Genomic DNA, 18569 nt, shown 5'->3' on the forward strand with positions numbered 1-18569 from the left:
TTCACAGCAGGAGAAAGATATGGCACAGAAAAAAGGCGGCGGTTCAACACGAAATGGCCGCGACTCAGAATCGAAACGCTTAGGCGTTAAGGTATTTGGCGGCGAGCATATTAATGCTGGCAGCATCATCATTCGTCAACGTGGTACACGTGTTCATCCGGGCGCTAACGTTGGTATTGGTAAGGATCACACTTTGTTTGCCTTAATTGACGGTCAAGTGGAATTCGGCGTTAAGGGTGCTTTGAAGAAGGCCCAGGTTTCAGTTCTGCCTCGTTCATAAGGCAGCCTGACTGAGACACGTTTGATTCAGATTCATTCCGAATTTAACTCTTAGGAACAGGCCTCGCTAAGCGAGGCCTTTTTTATTCATGAAATTTATAGACGAAGCACGCATTGAAGTTATAGCCGGCCAGGGTGGCTCCGGGAGCGCATCTATGCGCCGCGAAAAGTTTATTGAATTTGGCGGACCCGATGGTGGTGACGGTGGCAAAGGTGGAAGTGTTTGGGCTACTGCTGACCGCAATATCAATACTTTAATTGACTATCGTTACGCAAAAACCCATACCGCCAAAAATGGTGAGCCTGGGCGTGGCGCTGACTGTTATGGTCGCGCAGGTGATGACATTGAATTACGTATGCCCGTTGGCACGATTATTTCCGATTACGAAACTGGTGAGCCTATTGCCGACTTAACTACGCATGGTGAGCGCTTATGTTTGGCGCAAGGCGGAGTAGGCGGTTGGGGAAATATTCACTTTAAGAGCAGTACCAATAGGGCGCCACGTCAGAAGACGAATGGCAAAGAAGGTGAACGTCGCAAGCTCAAGCTTGAGTTGAAGGTATTAGCGGACGTTGGTTTATTGGGAATGCCTAATGCGGGTAAATCTACTTTGATTACTGCGGTTTCAAATGCGCGTCCAAAAATTGCTGACTATCCCTTTACTACATTGCACCCGAATTTAGGTGTGGTTCGCGTAGGTAATGAGCGTAGTTTTGTGATTGCGGATATTCCAGGTTTAATTGAAGGTGCAGCTGAAGGTGCGGGCCTAGGACATCGCTTTTTACGCCATTTGCAGCGTACAGGTGTGTTGCTTCATTTGGTAGATATCGCCCCATTTGATGAGAATATTGATCCTGTAGCCGATGCTGTTGCTATCGTCAACGAATTGCGCAAATACGATGAAGCACTGGTTGAAAAGCCACGTTGGTTGGTGCTCAATAAGGTCGACATGATTCCTGAAGAGGATCGCAAGAAGGTGGTTGCGGACTTCATCAAGCGCTTTAAGTGGAAAGGCCCCGTCTTTGAGATATCTGCATTAACCGGGCTTGGATGCGATAAGCTTTGTTATGCACTACAAGATTATTTAGATTCTGTGCGTCGCGATCGTGATGATGCTGAGGAGCGCGCTGCAGATCCTCGTTATCAAGATCAGGCGGCTGATAAGTCACCAGATTAAAGCGCTGTTTAAAACTGCATTTGTTATGGATCTTAAGCAAAAAAAACGTATTGTTGTCAAAGTAGGTTCTAGCCTCGTTACTAATAATGGCGAGGGCTTAGATCATGCTGCCATAGCTTTATGGGCCGAGCAAATTGCCACGCTTTTGCAAGCTGGCCACGAAGTGTTGATGGTCAGTTCGGGCGCAATTGCTGAGGGCATGCAACGTTTGGGTTGGGCTAAACGTCCCCAAGACATTCACCAACTACAAGCTGCCGCAGCTGTTGGTCAGATGGGCTTGGTACAGGTTTATGAAAGCTGTTTTGCTCGCTTTAATTTACGCAGTGCGCAGATATTATTGACTAATGCTGACTTGGCTCATCCAGAGCGCAATGCAAATGCAAAAGTAACCTTAGATACCTTGCTCAAGCTTGGTGTGGTCCCCATTATTAATGAGAACGACACAGTAGTAACCGATGAAATTAAATTTGGTGATAATGATAGTCTGGCAGCGCTCGTCACAAACTTAGTGCATGCAGATCTATTGGTTATCTTGACGGATCAAGGCGGTCTATTTACCGCTGATCCTCGTCAAAACCCAGATGCAACTTTATTGGCTACAGCAACAGCAGGAGATCCTGCTTTAGAGAAGATGGCTGGCGGTGCTGCTAGTGAATTGAGTAAGGGCGGTATGCTCACCAAAGTATTGGCTGCAAAAATCGCCGTGCAAACAGGAGCATCCACTGTTATTGCCTCTGGACATGAGCCTAAGGTACTCACTCGCTTATTAAATGGCGAGAGTATTGGTACCTTACTTAGTAGCCAATAATTACCCCGTTTGAATTGCTGGGCTTTGTACCGCCAGTAAAAGAATTGGGGTTGAGGGACTTCATCACCGTGTTCATGCTCTGCTCTTGACTATTAAAATTACAGAATGCACCTTGCGCTAACGCTGCTTGGTAGCGATTTGCCACTTTCATTTTGATATCTCTCCACTCGGCCAATGGATTTTCTTTCCACTGACCATTCTCAAAATTTCCATACAGTTTCCATTGGTATGAATCACAACGGATGCCCTCATACTGAGCTTGCTCTTCACCACTAGGGTTGGTGATAACGACGATGTAACGTGTCACACCATCTGCCCCAATCGAGATCGATTGCGTATCAACCGAGAATTTGAAGATGGTTGAAGGGGATACGTAAAAGGAAAGTAAGCTAGATTTATTGGGCGGACTCTCAGGCATTTTCGTACTACCTTCTTTAAACACCATTGGCGCAAATGGATCCATTCCACTTTCCATTGGGTCACCAGCACAGGCAATTAATGTTGCAGCCAATGCCATGCAAGCACTGTAGTTGCTTAGAGTTCGTAAGAGTCTGCTCATATTATTTTGATTTATCCGTTTTGGAAGATTCGGGGGAGCCCTCTTCGCCTTTTGAGTAAAAAGATTGAAGTAAGTCTAAAGGCGAACCCCAGGCCAATTGGTGCATGCGTACCCCTCTTGAAAGGTAACGCGCTAGTTCTGACAGTGCAAGTTCATAGACTTCGCGCTTAAAGCCAATAACTGCATCCAATTGAATCCAGAAAGGAACCCAGCGCCAAGCATCAAATTCTGGGTGCTCTGAAGCTCGCAACTGGATGTCACTATCCAGTCCCACTAAGCGTAGGAGGAACCAAATTTGTTTTTGACCCCGATAGGCGGCTCGATGAACGCGAGTGGCGTGTTGACGGCGTAAATATTCCTCAGGGACGTCATAGCGTAACCAGTCCCTGGTTCGTCCAATAATCTGGACATGTTCCGGCAGCAAGCCAACCTCTTCATGCAATTCGCGGTACATCGCCTGTTCAGGGCTCTCGCCATGCTGAATCCCGCCCTGCGGGAACTGCCACGAATGCTGCCCAACGCGTTTTCCCCAGAAAACCTCGTTGCGGCTGTTAAGGAGGACAATGCCGACATTGGGTCTATACCCTTCACGGTCAAGCATGATCGTGCCCCAAATCCTTTAAAATCAATGATTTGATTATATCCATACATGAAAGCTTCACAATCATTTCTCGCCACGCTAAAAGAAGCCCCCTCTGACGCTGAGGTGGTTTCGCATAAGCTCATGGTTCGGGCAGGCCTGATTCGCAAAATCAGCGCAGGTATCTATAACTATCTGCCGCTCGGATTAAAGGTTATTCGTAAAGTAGAAAATATTATTCGCGAGGAGATGAATCGCGCTGGCGCAATCGAGCTATTGATGCCGATGATTCAACCTGCTGAATTGTGGCAAGAGACTGGTCGCTGGGAAAAGATGGGGCCAGAATTACTGCGCATTAAAGATCGCCATGACCGTGATTTTTTAATTCAACCGACCTCTGAAGAGGTAATCACCGATTTGGCTCGTAATGAGATCAGAAGCTACAAGCAGCTCCCAGTGAATTTTTACCAAATTCAAACGAAGTTCCGGGATGAACGCCGCCCACGTTTTGGGATCATGCGTGGTCGTGAGTTCAGTATGAAAGATGCTTACTCTTTTGACCGTGATACCGAGGGCTTGAAAAAATCCTATCAAACCATGTTTGAGGCATACACCCAGATCTTTAAGCGTATGGGGCTTGAGTTCCGTGCGGTCACCGCAGATAACGGTGCCATTGGTGGCTCTGGCAGTCAAGAGTTTCACGTCATTGCAGATACTGGTGAAGATGCCATTGTGTATTGCCCAAGTTCTGATTACGCAGCCAATCTTGAGGCTGCAGAGTCACTGGCCTTGAACGCTACACGTGGTGCCGCCACTCAGACAATGGCGAAGGTTCCAACCCCTGATAAGACAAATTGTGCAGATGTAGCTAAGCTACTTAATCTGCCGTTAGAGCAAACCGTTAAATCGCTATTGTTTGCTGCAGATCAAGAGTCTGGACCAGCTAAGTTGTTCATGCTTCTTGTGCGTGGTGATCATGAATTAAATGAAGTAAAGGCTAGCAAAGTTCCTGGCATGACGGAATCTCGTTTTGCCACTGAGACTGAAATCAAGCAGGCTTGTAATGCACCTGCAGGTTACTTAGGTCCTGTTGGTGTGAGTGCTGAAGTGACAATTGTTGCTGACCGTACTGTTGCCAATATGGCTGACTTTGTTTGCGGTGCTAATGATGCAGGCCATCACCTGACCGGCGTGAACTGGGGGCGCGATTTACCTGAGCCTCTGGTGCTCGACATTCGTAATGCCGTGATTGGCGATCCTTCTCCCGATGGAAAAGGTGTGGTGGATATCTGTCGCGGTATTGAAGTGGGCCATGTATTCCAATTGGGCACCCGTTATTCAGAAGCAATGGGTTGTACCTATTTGGATCAACAAGGTAAAGCCCAGCCAATGGTGATGGGTTGCTATGGGATTGGCGTTACACGCTTACTAGGCGCAGCGATTGAGCAAGGTCATGATGAGCGCGGGATTATTTGGCCGATCTCTATGGCTCCGGTTGAAGTTGTGATTTGTCCAATGGGTTACGAAAAATCAGAGCCAGTGAAGGCAGCATGCGATCAATTGCATGATGAGCTTGTTGCTGCTGGTATCGATGTGATTCTGGATGATAGAAATGAACGACCAGGGGCGATGTTTGCTGATTGGGAGTTGATCGGCGCGCCATTCCGTGTAGTTATTGGGGACCGGGGTTTAGCTGATTCACAGGTTGAGTTCAAAGGCCGGACAGATGCGGATTCACAAAATATTCCTTTGGCGCAAATCAAGGAAAAAGTGATTTCAGCTGTTCAAGCTGCAAAAAACGCAGTCGCATAATTTGGGCACCCCAACCGGGGTGCCTTACCTAGAAATTACTTCTTAAAAAGTCCGCCAATCCCTTTGGCGGCTCCTTTGGCCGCCATGGCCGCCATCGTGCGAGCCATTTTTCCGCCTTTAAATTGCTTCATCATGGTCTGCATTTGCTCAAATTGAGCTAATAGGCGATTGACTTCTTGCACTTCAACACCTGCGCCAGCGGCAATCCGCCGTTTGCGACTGGCTTTAAGAAGTTCTGGTTTTGTTCGCTCGCGGGGCGTCATGCTATCGATGATGCCGCGCATCCGCTTGGTTTGTTTATCCGCAGCATTCATGTTTGTTTTAGATGCTGCTTGTGCCATTTGGCTCGGCAGCTTATCCATCAGGCTGGCCATGCCACCCATTTTTTGCATTTGCATCAACTGATCGCGAAAATCCTCTAGATCAAAACCCCCTTTAGAGATTTTGTTTGCCAACTTCTCTGCCTTGGCTACATCAACGTGTTGTTGGGCTTGTTCGACTAAAGCGAGGATGTCACCCATGCCCAAAATGCGATTGGCCATACGCTCAGCATCAAACGCCTCTAGGCCATCCATCTTTTCGGCAACACCGATAAATTTGAGGGGCACACCAGTCACTTGTCGAACAGAAAGCGCCGCGCCACCGCGTGAATCGCCATCCAACTTGGTCAAGATCACGCCAGTAAGTGGTAATGCTTCATGGAAGGCTTTGGCAGTGTTGACCGCATCTTGACCAAGCATGGCATCAACAACAAATAATGTCTCAATGGGGTTTAAGCTGGCATGCAAGGTTTTAATCTCTTGCATGAGTGCTTCATCAATACCTAGGCGACCTGCGGTATCGACAATCACCACATCAAAATAATGGCGTCGCGCCCAATCAAGAGCGGCAGTCGCTATATCGTTTGGTTTTTGATTGACGTTACTTGGGAAAAATTCAGCGCCAACCTGTTTAGTGACCGTTTCTAACTGCTCAATCGCTGCTGGACGATATACGTCACAAGAAACAGTGAGAACTTTCTTTTTCTTTTTCTCTTGCAGCCATTTGGCTAGCTTTCCAACTGAGGTAGTTTTACCTGCGCCCTGCAAACCAGCCATCAAAATGACTGCTGGTGGCTGGGTAGCTAAATTGAGTTCACCACTTTGATTGGTGTCGCCCATCATGACTTGGGCGAGTTCGCGCTGTACAACCCCTACTAGCGCCTGCCCTGGGCTTAAGCTTCCAACCACCTCTTCACCAAGAGCTTTAAATTTAATTTGCTCTAACAGGGATTTAACTACTGGCAGGGCTACGTCAGCCTCTAAGAGGGCGAGTCGGATCTCCCGCAGCATCTCTGCAGTGTTGTCTTCGGTGAGGCGAGCTTGACCCCGCATTGTTTTAACAACGCGAGATAGACGATCGGTGAGGTTTTCTAGCATTTATCGATTAGACTTTCCAGATGGATATTTTAGGTCACTCAAGTTACGGATTACTCCCAGCCGTACTTTATTTCTTTCTTTTGTTATTTTTGAGCCTGAGCTCAAGGAATAAGGCGGTCTCTCCGCTCTCGGGGATATTGGTTCAGGCCTTTATTTTCGTAGTTTTGCTGATTCATGGGCTGCAATTACACGATTCCGTATTTACTCCACAAGGCTTTGTATTTGGTTTTGCTCAAGATTTATCCCTGATTGCTTGGGTTGGTCTGGCTTTCTATTGGTTCCAGTCTTGGTTTTTGCCAATCTCGAGCTTACGCTGGCTCGTCATCTTATTTGCCTTGGCGTGCTCACTTTTGCCAAATTTATTTCCTGGAACATTAATTTCACCAAAAGCAGTTTCGGATCCGTGGTTTAAGGGGCATTTCATTGTTGCCACGATTGCGGTAGGTTTGCTGAGCTTGGCAGCCATTCATGCCATGTTGATGAGTGTGCAAGACCGCGCCTTACATCGTCAGTTAGCAATTGCCCCAAATGGCCGAATTGCCCATTGGTTAGAAGACTTGCCACCATTAATGACTATGGAAAGTCTTTTGTTTAATTTGCTTTATGTGGGCTTTGCCCTTTTGAGCTTGACAGTTTTTTCTGGCTTACTCTTCTCCCAAACCTTATTTGGTAAGCCATTGGTCTTTGATCACAAAACAATTTTTGCGCTGATCTCTTGGTTTTTATTTGCCGGTTTACTCTTGGCCCGCTGGCGTGTGGGGTTACGGGGAAGGGCAGCTGTCCGCTGGGTACTGAGCGCATACACTGCCTTACTCTTGGCTTATGTTGGAAGCCGCTTTGTACTGGAAGTCATTCTTCAGAGAGTATGAGTTTTGTTTAAATGGCTCATCATCGGCGTAGGCGCCTACCTTTTTTATCGGTGGTTTAAGGGTAAACAAACCCCTAAAACCCCTGCTAATCCTGATTCTGTAAAGGCTGCCCGTACTCTAGAGCCTGAGTTAATGGTGCAGTGTCAGCATTGCAAGGTACATCTTCCTAAAGCAGATGCCATTGCCAACGAGCAGCGTTTCTATTGCTCGGCTGAGCATCTTCACAGCTTAGATGAGCAAGGTTGGTTAGGCTTTGCCCAATGGCGTGAATCACCTAATCAAGATGCGCGACCAGAAAATATTGAGCCCGATCTCCTGGTAATTCATCACATTAGTTTGCCTCCGGGTGAATTTAAAGCCCAAGACTCTAGCCAATACATTATTGATTTTTTCCAAAATAGGCTTGATCCCAACAGACATCCTTATTTTGCTGAGATCGAGGGGCAAAAAGTCTCCAGCCATTTTTTGATTACGCGCTCTGGACGTTTGATTCAGTTTGTTTCTACGAAACACAAGGCTTGGCATGCTGGACTGTCTTCCTTTTTGGGGAGAGAAAAGTGCAATGATTTTTCAATTGGTATTGAGCTAGAGGGTGATGGTGAGACTCCATTTGAAGAGATTCAATACAAGGTATTGTCAGAAACAGTTGGAAAATTAAGCGCCACTTATCCAAGCTTGCAGTTCGCAGGACATAGCGATATTGCTCCCGAAAGAAAAACGGATCCGGGAATCTCTTTCGACTGGAAAAGGTTCCAAAAAGAGACAGGACTTTCCCTAGATAAACTACCTTTTGGGCTTGCATCCCGGTAACTCAATTGTTGTATGTGAGCGTACGCTTACTTCGCTAGCCTTTACCTAAAACAAGGTAAAAATCGCGCACCAAAATGACCCCAAAATAAGTCTAAATATTAGTAAAAATACTGATAAAGATTTGTCAGAAAAAGCTTACCAAATATTCAATAATTCCCTATACTTAGTGTCAAATTCACTTCAAAACACTAGATATAGTGTTTGAATTCAGCAATAGAGCATTGTTTTTTAACGATATTTTGTCCAAATAACTATATATAAGCAGGAGCAACATGACATACGCAAATCCCCAGACAGCAGGCCAGCCAAGTGGAGCCAATAATCCAGGAATGGGTGGCGCAGGGGCAATGAATCAGACGCCATCTGCCGGTTTTGTCGCTGGTGGTGTTGGGGGTAATCAAGCTACTCAATTGTCAGATTACAAGATCATTCGTCGCAACGGTTCAGTCGTGGCTTTTGAGCCATCCAAGATTGCCATTGCGGTAACTAAAGCATTTTTAGCGGTTAACGGTGGCCAAGGTGCTGCTTCTGCGCGCGTACGCGAGCAAGTGGAGCAACTGACTCATTCAGTGGTGCGCGCTTTATTACGCAGTCGTCCAAATGGCGGCACTTTCCACATTGAAGATATTCAAGACCAAGTTGAATTAGCATTAATGCGTAGTGGTGAGCACAACGTTGCTCGCGCATATGTTCTTTATCGCGAAAAGCGCAATCAAGAGCGTGCGGCTCAACAAGAAGTGGCTCAAGAATCACAATCAGCCGGTCAAGCTACTGAATCCGGTATCAAGGTTACTGACAATGGCGTTGAAAAGTGGCTTGATATGGCGGCACTCCGCACTGTGATCGAAGCAGCTTGCGAAGGCTTGGGCAATCATATTGATGCCACCCCGATCATTACTGAAACCATCAAGAATTTGTACGATGGTGTACCGATGGCTCAAGTCTATGACTCAGCTATCTTGGCTTCACGTACTTTGATTGAGAAAGATCCTGCATTCAGCCAGGTAACAGCTCGTATCTTGATGCATGTGATTCGTAAAGAAATCCTAGGCAAGGAAGTATTGCAAGGCGATATGCAGTCTGAGTACGGCACTTACTTTGCCAAGTACATTAACGAAGGTATCTCTGCTGAATTGTTAGATCCACGTATGCGTGAGTTTGACTTGCCACGTTTGGCTGCTGCTTTGAATGCCAGCCGCGACTTGCAGTTCAATTACCTTGGCTTGCAGACTTTGTATGACCGCTATTTCTTGCATATTGAAGACCGTCGTATCGAAATGCCACAGGCTTTCTTTATGCGCGTGGCAATGGGCTTGTCCTTAAATGAATTGGACCGTGAGCGTCGTGCAATCGAGTTCTATGAAATCCTCTCCACATTTGATTTCATGTCCAGCACACCAACCTTGTTCAATTCAGCAACTACTCGTCCACAACTCTCTAGCTGCTATTTGACGACTGTAGAAGATGACCTCGATGGAATTTATGAGGCATTGAAAGAGAATGCTTTGCTATCCAAGTTTGCAGGCGGCTTGGGCAATGACTGGACTAACGTACGTGCCTTGGGCAGCCATATTAAGGGCACCAACGGTAAGTCACAAGGCGTAGTGCCATTCCTCAAAGTAGTAAATGACACTGCTGTTGCTGTAAACCAAGGCGGTAAACGTAAAGGTGCTGTTTGCGCCTACTTGGAAACATGGCACTTAGATATTGAAGAATTCTTGGAATTGCGTAAAAACACCGGTGATGATCGTCGTCGTACGCATGACATGAATACTTCTAACTGGATTCCTGACTTGTTTATGAAGCGCGTCATGGAAAACGGTGACTGGACATTGTTCTCTCCATCTAATACCCCTGATTTGCATGACAAGTACGGTAAAGCGTTCGAAGAGGCTTATGTTGCTTATGAGCAAAAGGCGGATCGTGGTGAATTGAAGCCCTTCCGCAGAATTCCTGCGCAGCAGTTATGGCGCAAGATGTTGGGCATGTTGTTTGAAACTGGCCACCCATGGATCACTTTCAAAGACCCTTGCAATATTCGCAGCCCACAGCAGCATATTGGCGTAGTGCACTCATCTAATTTGTGTACTGAGATTACTTTGAACACCAATGAGACTGAAATCGCGGTTTGCAACCTGGGTTCTGTGAATTTGACTGCCCACATGACGACTGATGCCAACGGTAAATTGGTGTTGGATCATGAGAAGCTCCAAAGAACTGTGCGTACAGCAATGCGTATGTTGGATAACGTAATTGATATCAATTACTACGCGGTTGCCAAGGCTCGCAATTCGAACTTGAAGCATCGTCCAGTCGGCATGGGCATCATGGGCTTCCAGGACTGCTTGCACATGCAGCGTATTCCTTATGCTAGCGAAGAGGCAGTGAAATTTGCCGACTCTTCTATGGAAGCGGTTTGCTACTACGCTTATCAAGCGTCTAATGAATTAGCTGAAGAGCGCGGCGTTTACAGTACATACACAGGCTCCCTATGGGATCGCGGCATCCTGCCACAAGACTCTGTAGCATTGTTAGCGCAAGAGCGTGGCGGATATCTGGAAGTAGATAACTCCTCCACTATGGATTGGAGTGGTTTGCGCGCGCGTATCAAGCAATACGGTATGCGTAACTCCAATTGCGTAGCAATTGCACCAACAGCAACGATTTCTAACATTATTGGCGTATCTGCTTGTATCGAACCAACCTTCCAAAACTTGTTTGTGAAGTCCAATCTTTCTGGTGAGTTCACAGTGGTAAACGAGTATTTGGTACGTGATTTGAAAGATCGCGGCCTTTGGGATGAAGTGATGATTGCTGACTTAAAGTACTTTGACGGTACTTTGTCTAAAATTGATCGTATTCCACAAGATTTGCGTGATTTGTATGCGACTGCCTTCGAGGTTGAGCCAAGCTGGTTGGTTGAGGCAGCTTCCCGCCGTCAAAAGTGGATTGACCAAGCGCAGTCACTCAATATCTACATGGGTGGTGCTTCTGGTAAGAAATTGGATGACACCTATAAATTGGCGTGGTTGCGCGGCTTGAAGACTACTTACTACCTCCGCACGATGGCAGCGACTCACGTTGAGAAATCGACTGTTGCTAGCGGCCAGTTGAACTCGGTTTCGAGTGGTGGCGGTGTAAATGGTACTGATGCAACTGCCGCAAGTGCTGCGGGTGGAGTTGAGGCTGATGGCCCGGTTTGCACAATGCGTCCAGGTGATGCTGGATTTGAAGAATGTGAAGCATGCCAATAAGCAATTTGCTTATTGGTCAGAATTAGAAGAAATTAGGAGAAAGTTATGTTGAATTGGGAAGAAGAAGTTGCTCCAGCACTAGCGAAAGCTGGTCTTGCACCGCAGCCGGTTGCAGTGGAGCCACAACGCCCACAGCCAGATCAAGTAGCAATAGCACCGCAAACAACGGCGCCTGCGCCTGTTGAAGCCGCTAATTTATCTGGTGGCGCAGCTTTGCGTGTCAATGCTGCTGATAAGCGCGTGATTAACGCCAAGACTGACGTAAATCAGCTCGTGCCATTTAAATATAAGTGGGCTTGGGAGAAGTATTTGGCAGGTTGTGCAAACCATTGGATGCCACAAGAGATCAACATGAATCGCGATATCGCGCTTTGGAAAGATCCAAATGGTCTTACAGAAGATGAGCGGCGCATTATTAAGCGCAATCTTGGTTTTTTTACTACCGCTGATTCTTTGGCTGCAAACAATATTGTTTTGGGGACTTATCGCCACATTACCGCCCCAGAATGCCGTCAATACCTGTTGCGCCAGGCGTTTGAAGAGGCAATTCATACTCACGCGTATCAATATATTGTCGAATCTTTGGGCTTAGATCAGAGCGAAATCTTCAACGCGTACAACGAAATTGAATCCATTCGCGCTAAAGATGAGTTCTTGATTCCTTACATCGATGTACTTACCAATCCAAATTTCAAGACTGGCACATTAGAAACTGACCAAACTTTGCTCCGCTCACTCATTGTTTTTGCTTGCGTGATGGAAGGTTTATTCTTTTATGTTGGTTTTACGCAAATACTTGCAATGGGTCGCCAAAATAAAATGACGGGTGCTGCTGAGCAGTATCAATACATCCTTCGTGACGAGTCAATGCACTGCAATTTTGGTATCGATTTAATTAATCAAATAAAGCTGGAGAACCCGCAGTTATGGACTTCCGCGTTCAAAGATGAGATCAAATCTATCTTCGAAAAAGCAGTCGAATTAGAGTACCGTTATGCCGAAGATACGATGCCTCGCGGAGTGCTCGGATTGAACGCTCCGATGTTCAAAGGGTACCTAAGATACATTTGTAATCGCAGATGTTTGCAAATAGGACTTGACGCGATGTTCCCAAATGAAGAGAATCCATTTCCATGGATGTCAGAAATGATTGATCTGAAAAAAGAAAGAAACTTTTTTGAGACACGCGTTATTGAGTATCAAACCGGTGGTGCGCTAAGTTGGGAGTAGTACTTAAGTAATGCAGCGCAACATTGGTTAAATAGGAGATTAGACGGTTGGATAGTTTTAAAAGTCAGCAAAACCAGACTCAAATCCGAAAACCCTTGTTTAAGGGTGCCTGGGCTATTCTCTCTATTTTTTCCAGCACATTTAAGAAGCCGTTGTCCTTTGGGACCACGGCTTTTTTTCCAAGATTCATTAGCGTGCAGCACTTAGCATCAAGCCGCGCGCCGATGAATGGCTCGCTCGTCAAATCCAAAAGATTGCAAAATCAGGTGGAAATGAATGGTCGGGTCTTCTTAATCGGTAGTTTGTACTAATCCTCACGTGAAGGAGCAATACTATGGCAATCGCCAAGAAAAAACCTGCTGCAAAAAAACCAGCTGCTAAAAAAGTAGCCGCTAAGAAACCAGCTGCTAAAAAAGTAGCTAAAAAGAAGCCTGCTGCTAAAAAAGTTGCTAAGAAGCGTGTAGCTGCTAAGAAGCCTGCTGCTAAAAAAGTAGCTAAGAAGCGTGTAGCTGCTAAGAAGCCTGCTGCTAAAAAAGTAGCTCGCAAAGTTGCTGCTAAGAAGCCTGCTGCTAAAAAAGTAGCTCGCAAAGTTGCTGCTAAGAAGCCTGCTGCTAAAAAAGTAGCTCGTAAAGTAGCAAAAAAAAAGTAAGTAAGCCTGCTGCGAAGAAAGCGGGCTCTGCTGTAAAAAAGCCCGTGGCTAAGAAAGCTGCGCTAGCAACATCTGCCGCTGCTTGGCCCTTCCCAACTGGCACACGTCCTTAATCGGACGGGTGTTACTAGAAGGGGTCTCTCACGAGACCCCTTTTTTTATTGCCGTATTTTTGGGTGCTTAGAGGCTAAATCCAAATGCCGACTTAAATTGCGCAGCGATCTGATCGTGGCTAAGTTGGTGATTTTGTGGTCCTTGATGGGTGATTTTGATCGAGCCCATGAGGCTGGCGAGGCGACCGGTAGTTTCCCAGTCTAAGCCATTTTCAAGGCCAAACAATAATCCACCACGAAATGCATCACCACATCCCGTTGGATCAATGACTTTCGTAGCGGGAACAGGCGGAATCGCAATGCATTTGCCGTCAGTGTAAATATCAGCGCCTTCAGCACCTTTGGTTACGATGAGTGCTTTGACTCTTTCTGCAACCTTTGCCAGGCTTAAGCCAGTTCTTTGTGAAAGCATCTCGCCTTCATAGTCATTCACAGCTAAGTAGCTAGCGATATCCACTAATTCCAGTAACTCAGGGCCGTTAAACATAGGCAAACCTTGGCCTGGATCAAAAATAAAGGGAATATTGGCATCAGCTAATTGATGACAGTGCTCCCACATTCCTTGGCGACCATCTGGCGCAACGATACCTAGCTTGGCTGCACTTTTTGAGTTTTTGCTACGCTCTGCAACTACATCAGATACTTGGTTGAGATGGGATTCACCCATAGCGCCTGGATGGAATGCGGTGATTTGATTGTTGGCTTGATCGGTGGTGATCATTGCTTGTGCGGTGAATGCATGATCAATTTGACGAATGTGACTGGCATCAATCTTGAGTTCCTCTAAGCGATCCATGTAGGGTGCAGCGTCGCCGCCTACAGTTGCCATGATGATGGGGTCGCCACCCAAAAGGCTTAGGTTGTATGCAATATTGCCAGCACAACCACCAAATTCTCTTCGCATGGTAGGTACAAGAAAGGCGACATTCAGAATATGAATTTGCTCAGGCAGGATTTGATCGGCAAATTTGCCTTCAAAGTTCATGATGGTGTCGTAAGCGATTGAACCGCAGATCAGGCTAGCCATAAATTACTTTCTGTAAGGGTGGGGTAGTCGGTTTAAGTGATTTATTAAGGGTAAAGGGCACGCACGCGATAGCCTGCAGTGTTTTGCGGTAAAGAAATCGGTAGTTCCGCTTCAATGAGATCGCCCGACGGTATGCCAATTCGCAAATATTCGGGATGCTTTTCTTGCAAAGCGACTGGCAACCATTCTTTTGGAGTGAGTTGAATCGATTGGATTTCAGATTCTTCAGCATCGGTTAGCATGATCTCCAAATGAGGAGGTAAAACTGCGATTGCTAAGCGATTTTGTATTTCAACTTGCATCATAGATGGATTGCTGGCGTTTTTAAGGCCCTCTAGCCCGTTTTCTGGTGACATGACAGCCAAAGTTATTTTCCAAGCAGCAAAATCGCTTACGGGGCGATTTAGACAGCCTAGTGCGCGACACAATTTTTGATCAATTTTTTGTAAAACTGAAAATGCACCAACTGAAAATGCATTTGAGCTGCCATCAACGCGTGGTGCTAATGCTGGAAGTAGAGAATTTCTAGAAAGATGCTCTCCGAACACGAGGAGCAAAAGAAAAAACCCACAAAGAAGCGTTAACTTAAGACTTTTTTTTTGAGCTGGAAGGGCTGAGATACTTTTTTTGTCCTCTTTTGCAAGAGTTCCGTGTAGACAAACCCAACCTTCACTCTCTTTCCAAACAGAAAGCTTGAGCCATTGGCTGTAAGTAGCGATTACCTCGTCTGCTTGCCTTGCTAACACTCCAGAAAGAACGATTTGACCGCCTGGGCACATTTTATTTACTAGTGCGGGAGCAAGCACTTGAAGTGGATTAGCCAAAATGTTGGCCATCACGATGTCATATTTGGTTTCTGCGGCAAGTTCTGGCGCATTTTCATTGGGCAGAACAAAACGAATGACGGTGTTGTTGATTTCTGCGTTGCTACGCGCTGCTACCATCGCTTGAGGATCGATATCTGTACCGATTACTGGATTACAGCCTAGTTTTGCTGCGGCAATTGCCAAAATGCCTGAGCCGCATCCATAGTCGAGCAAACTTTGGTTTTGCAGATGACTGTTTTGCTCTAGCCATAACAAACATAAATGGGTGGTTGGATGACTGCCTGTGCCAAATGCAAGACCTGGATCAACTGCTAAGCAAATGGCATTTGGATCGGTCGGCGCTTCGTGCCATGAAGGAACTACCCAAATACGCTCACCAATTTGAATCGGGGCAAACTGACTTTGTGTCAGCCGCACCCAGTCTTGCTCTTCAACTGTTTTTTCTTGAGGGTGTGCTAACTGAAACCCAGCCTCCTTGAGCGCAACGAGAAGTTCTGGAATAAATTCTGCGCTACCTGAGGCATCAATATCGGGATTAAACAGCGCAGTGACAGCAGATCTATCCCATGCTTGGACTTCTGGCGATAGGCCAGGCTCCCCATAAAGCGGATTTTCATCATATCCACCTGCAGCATCATCTTCAACTGTGACAGAAAGTGCGCCTAAATCGAGTAGGGCATCACCTAAAGGTTCAGCAGTTTCAGCGGCTACCGTGAATACCAGCTCACGATAAGACATAGAGGGCTCGCATCAATTAGGATTTACCGCGACTAGCTGCTTGCTCTTCCAGGCGATGCTCCAGATAGTGAATGCTGGTGCCACCTTCCATGAAGTTGGGATCAAGCATGAGTTCACGATGCAATGGAACATTGGTAGTAATGCCGTCAATCACCATTTCTGAAAGGGCAATTTGCATGCGACGGATTGCTTGTTCACGGGTATTTCCGTAAGAAATTAATTTACCAATCATGGAATCATAGTTTGATGGAACCACATATCCACTATAGGCATGCGAGTCCACGCGAATGCCGGGGCCGCCAGGCATGTGGAATGAACCAATGCGACCAGGACTTGGAGTGAACTTGAAAGGATCTTCTGCATTTAAGCGACATTCGATCGCATGTCCACGGAAAACAATATCCTTTTGGCGATAAGCGAGCTTTAGTCCAGCGGCAATACGAATCTGTTCTTGAACAATATCGACGCCAGTAATCATTTCGGTAACTGGATGCTCCACTTGAACGCGAGTATTCATCTCAATAAAGAAGAATTCGTTGTTTTCGTAGAGAAACTCAAAAGTTCCGGCGCCACGATAGCCAATTTTGCGACAAGCTTCTGCGCAACGCTCACCAATTTTAGCGATGAGACGACGATCAATTCCTGGTGCTGGCGCTTCTTCAATCACTTTTTGATGGCGACGCTGCATAGAGCAATCGCGCTCACCCAACCAAATGGCATTGCCATGAGTGTCTGCCAGGATCTGAATTTCTACATGGCGAGGTTTCTCTAAAAACTTCTCCATATAGACTTCTGGATTGCCAAACGCACGACCTGCTTCTTCTTTGGTCATATTGACAGCATTGAGCAGCGCTGCTTCAGTGTGTACAACACGCATACCGCGTCCACCACCACCGCCTGCGGCTTTAATGATGACTGGGTAGCCTACTTTTTTTGCGGTTGCAATAATTTCTTTTGGATTGTCAGGTAGGGCACCTTCTGATCCAGGAACGCAAGGCACGCCGGCTTTGATCATGGCGCGTTTTGCAGAAACTTTATCGCCCATGAGGCGAATGGAAGCTGCTGTTGGTCCGATAAATGCAAAGCCGGATTTCTCAACCCGTTCAGCAAAGTCCGCATTTTCAGAAAGAAAGCCATAGCCTGGGTGAATCGCTTCTGCATCGGTTACTTCTGCTGCAGAAATAATCGCTGGCATATTGAGATAGCTCAGTGGTGAAGGTGCGGGCCCAATGCAAACTGCCTCATCGGCTAGCTTCACATACTTCGCTTCTTTATCCGCAGTGGAATACACCACTACAGTTTTAATTCCCAACTCGCGGCACGCGCGTTGGATGCGGAGAGCAATTTCTCCCCGATTGGCAATCAGAATCTTATCGAACATGTCGGCTCTGAGTTAGGTGAAAAGGATTTAAAAGAAAGGCTGAAAAATTAAGCAATGATGAAAAGAGGTTGGTCGAACTCAACGCCCTGTCCGTTTTCGCAAAGAATTTCTTTAACAACACCTGCATGCTCTGATTCAATTTCATTGAGTAATTTCATCGCCTCAATGATGCAAAGAGTTTGGCCAACTTTGACTGTATCGCCAATGTTTACAAAGTTTGGAGACTCAGGATTGGGTGCGCGGTAGAAGGTACCCACCATTGGTGAACGTGCTACAGATCCTGTTGCAACTGGAGCAGCTTCGACAACAGGCACAGCAGCAGGAGCCGCACTTGCAACTGGAGCAGCTTGTGCATGTTGTGGAGCTGGATTTGCATATACAACTTGTCCTGCAGGAGCTGGTGAACCGGCGTTCACAATACGAACACGGTCTTCACCCTCATTAACCTCTAATTCGGAGATGCCTGACTCAGAAACTAAGTCGATCAGGGTTTTTAGTTTTCTTAGATCCATACAAGTGCTTCCTCTCTTGTGATTCTTTAATTAAGCTTATCTTTGTAAACGGGCAATTGCTGCTTGAAGGGCTAACTCATATCCAATGGCGCCAAGGCCGCAAATCACCCCATTAGCGATATCGGACAAATAGGAGTGTTTACGGAACTCTTCGCGTTGATGAATATTGGATAAATGGACTTCAGTAAAGGGGATTGCGACTCCAGCCAAAACATCACGCAGAGCGACACTGGTATGGGTAAAGGCGCCTGGATTGATGATGATGAAATCAACTCCGTCTTGTTTGGCTTTCTGAATGCGGTCGATTAACTCGCCCTCATGATTGCTTTGGAATGTGCTGAGGTCGACTGACTGAGCTTTGGCTAGTTCGCCAAGCTTTTGATGGATATCTTCTAGGGTAGTTTTGCCGTAGACGTCTGGCTCACGGGTCCCTAATAGATTGAGGTTGGGTCCCTGAATTACGAGAATTGAAGCTTTTTTAGACATAGATCCCTATTTTTAGAGGCAGTTAGGTGTCAATTGTTT

The 18569-nt window shown here is 46.4% G+C and carries 15 protein-coding genes and 3 pseudogenes; 9 read left to right on the top strand and 9 right to left on the bottom strand.

All coding sequences use genetic code 11. From position 1 onward, the window contains the following. Nucleotides 1-19 precede the first annotated feature (19 nt). From rpmA to proB, 3 genes and pseudogenes are all read left to right on the top strand, one after another. The gene (gene rpmA, locus PNUC_RS01045; protein WP_011902041.1) at nucleotides 20-280 is read left to right on the top strand and encodes a 50S ribosomal protein L27; all 261 of its coding nucleotides are present in this window, start codon (nucleotides 20-22) and stop codon (nucleotides 278-280) included. Between the two features lie 88 nt (nucleotides 281-368). Continuing rightward, on the top strand, nucleotides 369-1457 hold the full coding sequence (gene cgtA / locus PNUC_RS01050) for an Obg family GTPase CgtA (protein WP_011902042.1): 1089 nt from the start codon (nucleotides 369-371) through the stop codon (nucleotides 1455-1457). A 25-nt stretch (nucleotides 1458-1482) separates the two neighbouring features. Then, nucleotides 1483-2253, top strand: a pseudogene (gene proB, locus PNUC_RS01055) (glutamate 5-kinase); the annotation flags it as partial. Here the strand turns inward: proB and PNUC_RS01060 are convergent. Both PNUC_RS01060 and PNUC_RS01065 read right to left on the bottom strand, forming a co-directional pair. Beyond that, complete coding sequence (locus PNUC_RS01060) at nucleotides 2252-2782, bottom strand: CNP1-like family protein (protein ID WP_407635743.1); 531 nt, start codon at nucleotides 2780-2782, stop codon at nucleotides 2252-2254. The pseudogene proB and the gene PNUC_RS01060 overlap by 2 nt on opposite strands. A 43-nt stretch (nucleotides 2783-2825) precedes the next feature. Then, nucleotides 2826-3425, bottom strand: a complete 600-nt coding sequence (locus tag PNUC_RS01065; protein ID WP_011902045.1) for an RNA pyrophosphohydrolase — start codon at nucleotides 3423-3425, stop codon at nucleotides 2826-2828. Nucleotides 3426-3473: 48 nt separating this feature from the next. On the opposite strand from PNUC_RS01065, the gene PNUC_RS01070 reads away from it, so the two are divergent. After that, nucleotides 3474-5216, top strand: a complete 1743-nt coding sequence (locus tag PNUC_RS01070; RefSeq protein WP_011902046.1) for a proline--tRNA ligase — start codon at nucleotides 3474-3476, stop codon at nucleotides 5214-5216. 35 nt (nucleotides 5217-5251) lie between these two features. Here PNUC_RS01070 and ffh read toward each other — a convergent pair whose 3' ends face one another. Next, a complete protein-coding gene (gene ffh, locus PNUC_RS01075; protein WP_011902047.1) occupies nucleotides 5252-6634 on the bottom strand; it encodes a signal recognition particle protein in 1383 nt (460 codons plus the stop codon). A gap of 20 nt (nucleotides 6635-6654) precedes the next feature. Here ffh and PNUC_RS01080 point away from each other — a divergent pair, with 20 nt between their 5' ends. From PNUC_RS01080 to PNUC_RS01105, 5 genes and pseudogenes are all read left to right on the top strand, one after another. Then, nucleotides 6655-7503 (top strand): cytochrome C assembly family protein, encoded by an 849-nt coding sequence (locus PNUC_RS01080; RefSeq protein WP_011902048.1) that lies wholly within the window; start codon nucleotides 6655-6657, stop codon nucleotides 7501-7503. A 3-nt stretch (nucleotides 7504-7506) separates the two neighbouring features. After that, nucleotides 7507-8313 carry a 1,6-anhydro-N-acetylmuramyl-L-alanine amidase AmpD gene (ampD, locus tag PNUC_RS01085; protein WP_256205738.1) on the top strand — a complete coding sequence of 269 codons (807 nt, stop codon included), beginning with the start codon at nucleotides 7507-7509 and terminating at the stop codon, nucleotides 8311-8313. A 272-nt stretch (nucleotides 8314-8585) separates the two neighbouring features. Then, a complete protein-coding gene (locus PNUC_RS01090; protein WP_011902050.1) occupies nucleotides 8586-11567 on the top strand; it encodes a ribonucleoside-diphosphate reductase subunit alpha in 2982 nt (993 codons plus the stop codon). A 45-nt stretch (nucleotides 11568-11612) separates the two neighbouring features. Then, the gene (locus tag PNUC_RS01095; RefSeq protein ID WP_011902051.1) at nucleotides 11613-12797 is read left to right on the top strand and encodes a ribonucleotide-diphosphate reductase subunit beta; all 1185 of its coding nucleotides are present in this window, start codon (nucleotides 11613-11615) and stop codon (nucleotides 12795-12797) included. Between the two features lie 334 nt (nucleotides 12798-13131). Next, nucleotides 13132-13559, top strand: a pseudogene (locus PNUC_RS01105) (histone H1-like repetitive region-containing protein). 67 nt (nucleotides 13560-13626) lie between these two features. Here PNUC_RS01105 and PNUC_RS01110 read toward each other — a convergent pair. From PNUC_RS01110 to aroQ, 6 genes and pseudogenes are all read right to left on the bottom strand, one after another. Beyond that, nucleotides 13627-14586 (bottom strand): carbohydrate kinase family protein, encoded by a 960-nt coding sequence (locus tag PNUC_RS01110; RefSeq protein ID WP_011902053.1) that lies wholly within the window; start codon nucleotides 14584-14586, stop codon nucleotides 13627-13629. Between the two features lie 44 nt (nucleotides 14587-14630). After that, nucleotides 14631-15143, bottom strand: coding sequence for a DUF3426 domain-containing protein (locus tag PNUC_RS11070; protein ID WP_328585708.1), 513 nt, complete (start codon nucleotides 15141-15143; stop codon nucleotides 14631-14633). A gap of 87 nt (nucleotides 15144-15230) precedes the next feature. Further along, nucleotides 15231-16151: pseudogene (prmA, locus tag PNUC_RS11075) on the bottom strand (50S ribosomal protein L11 methyltransferase); the annotation flags it as partial. A 16-nt stretch (nucleotides 16152-16167) separates the two neighbouring features. Further along, a complete protein-coding gene (accC, locus tag PNUC_RS01120; RefSeq protein ID WP_011902055.1) occupies nucleotides 16168-17532 on the bottom strand; it encodes an acetyl-CoA carboxylase biotin carboxylase subunit in 1365 nt (454 codons plus the stop codon). 47 nt (nucleotides 17533-17579) lie between these two features. Further along, a complete protein-coding gene (accB, locus tag PNUC_RS01125; RefSeq protein WP_011902056.1) occupies nucleotides 17580-18044 on the bottom strand; it encodes an acetyl-CoA carboxylase biotin carboxyl carrier protein in 465 nt (154 codons plus the stop codon). A 36-nt stretch (nucleotides 18045-18080) separates the two neighbouring features. Then, on the bottom strand, nucleotides 18081-18530 hold the full coding sequence (gene aroQ, locus PNUC_RS01130) for a type II 3-dehydroquinate dehydratase (protein ID WP_011902057.1): 450 nt from the start codon (nucleotides 18528-18530) through the stop codon (nucleotides 18081-18083). Nucleotides 18531-18569 lie beyond the last annotated feature (39 nt).

Source organism: Polynucleobacter asymbioticus QLW-P1DMWA-1, from assembly GCF_000016345.1.
Lineage (GTDB): Bacteria > Pseudomonadota > Gammaproteobacteria > Burkholderiales > Burkholderiaceae > Polynucleobacter > Polynucleobacter asymbioticus.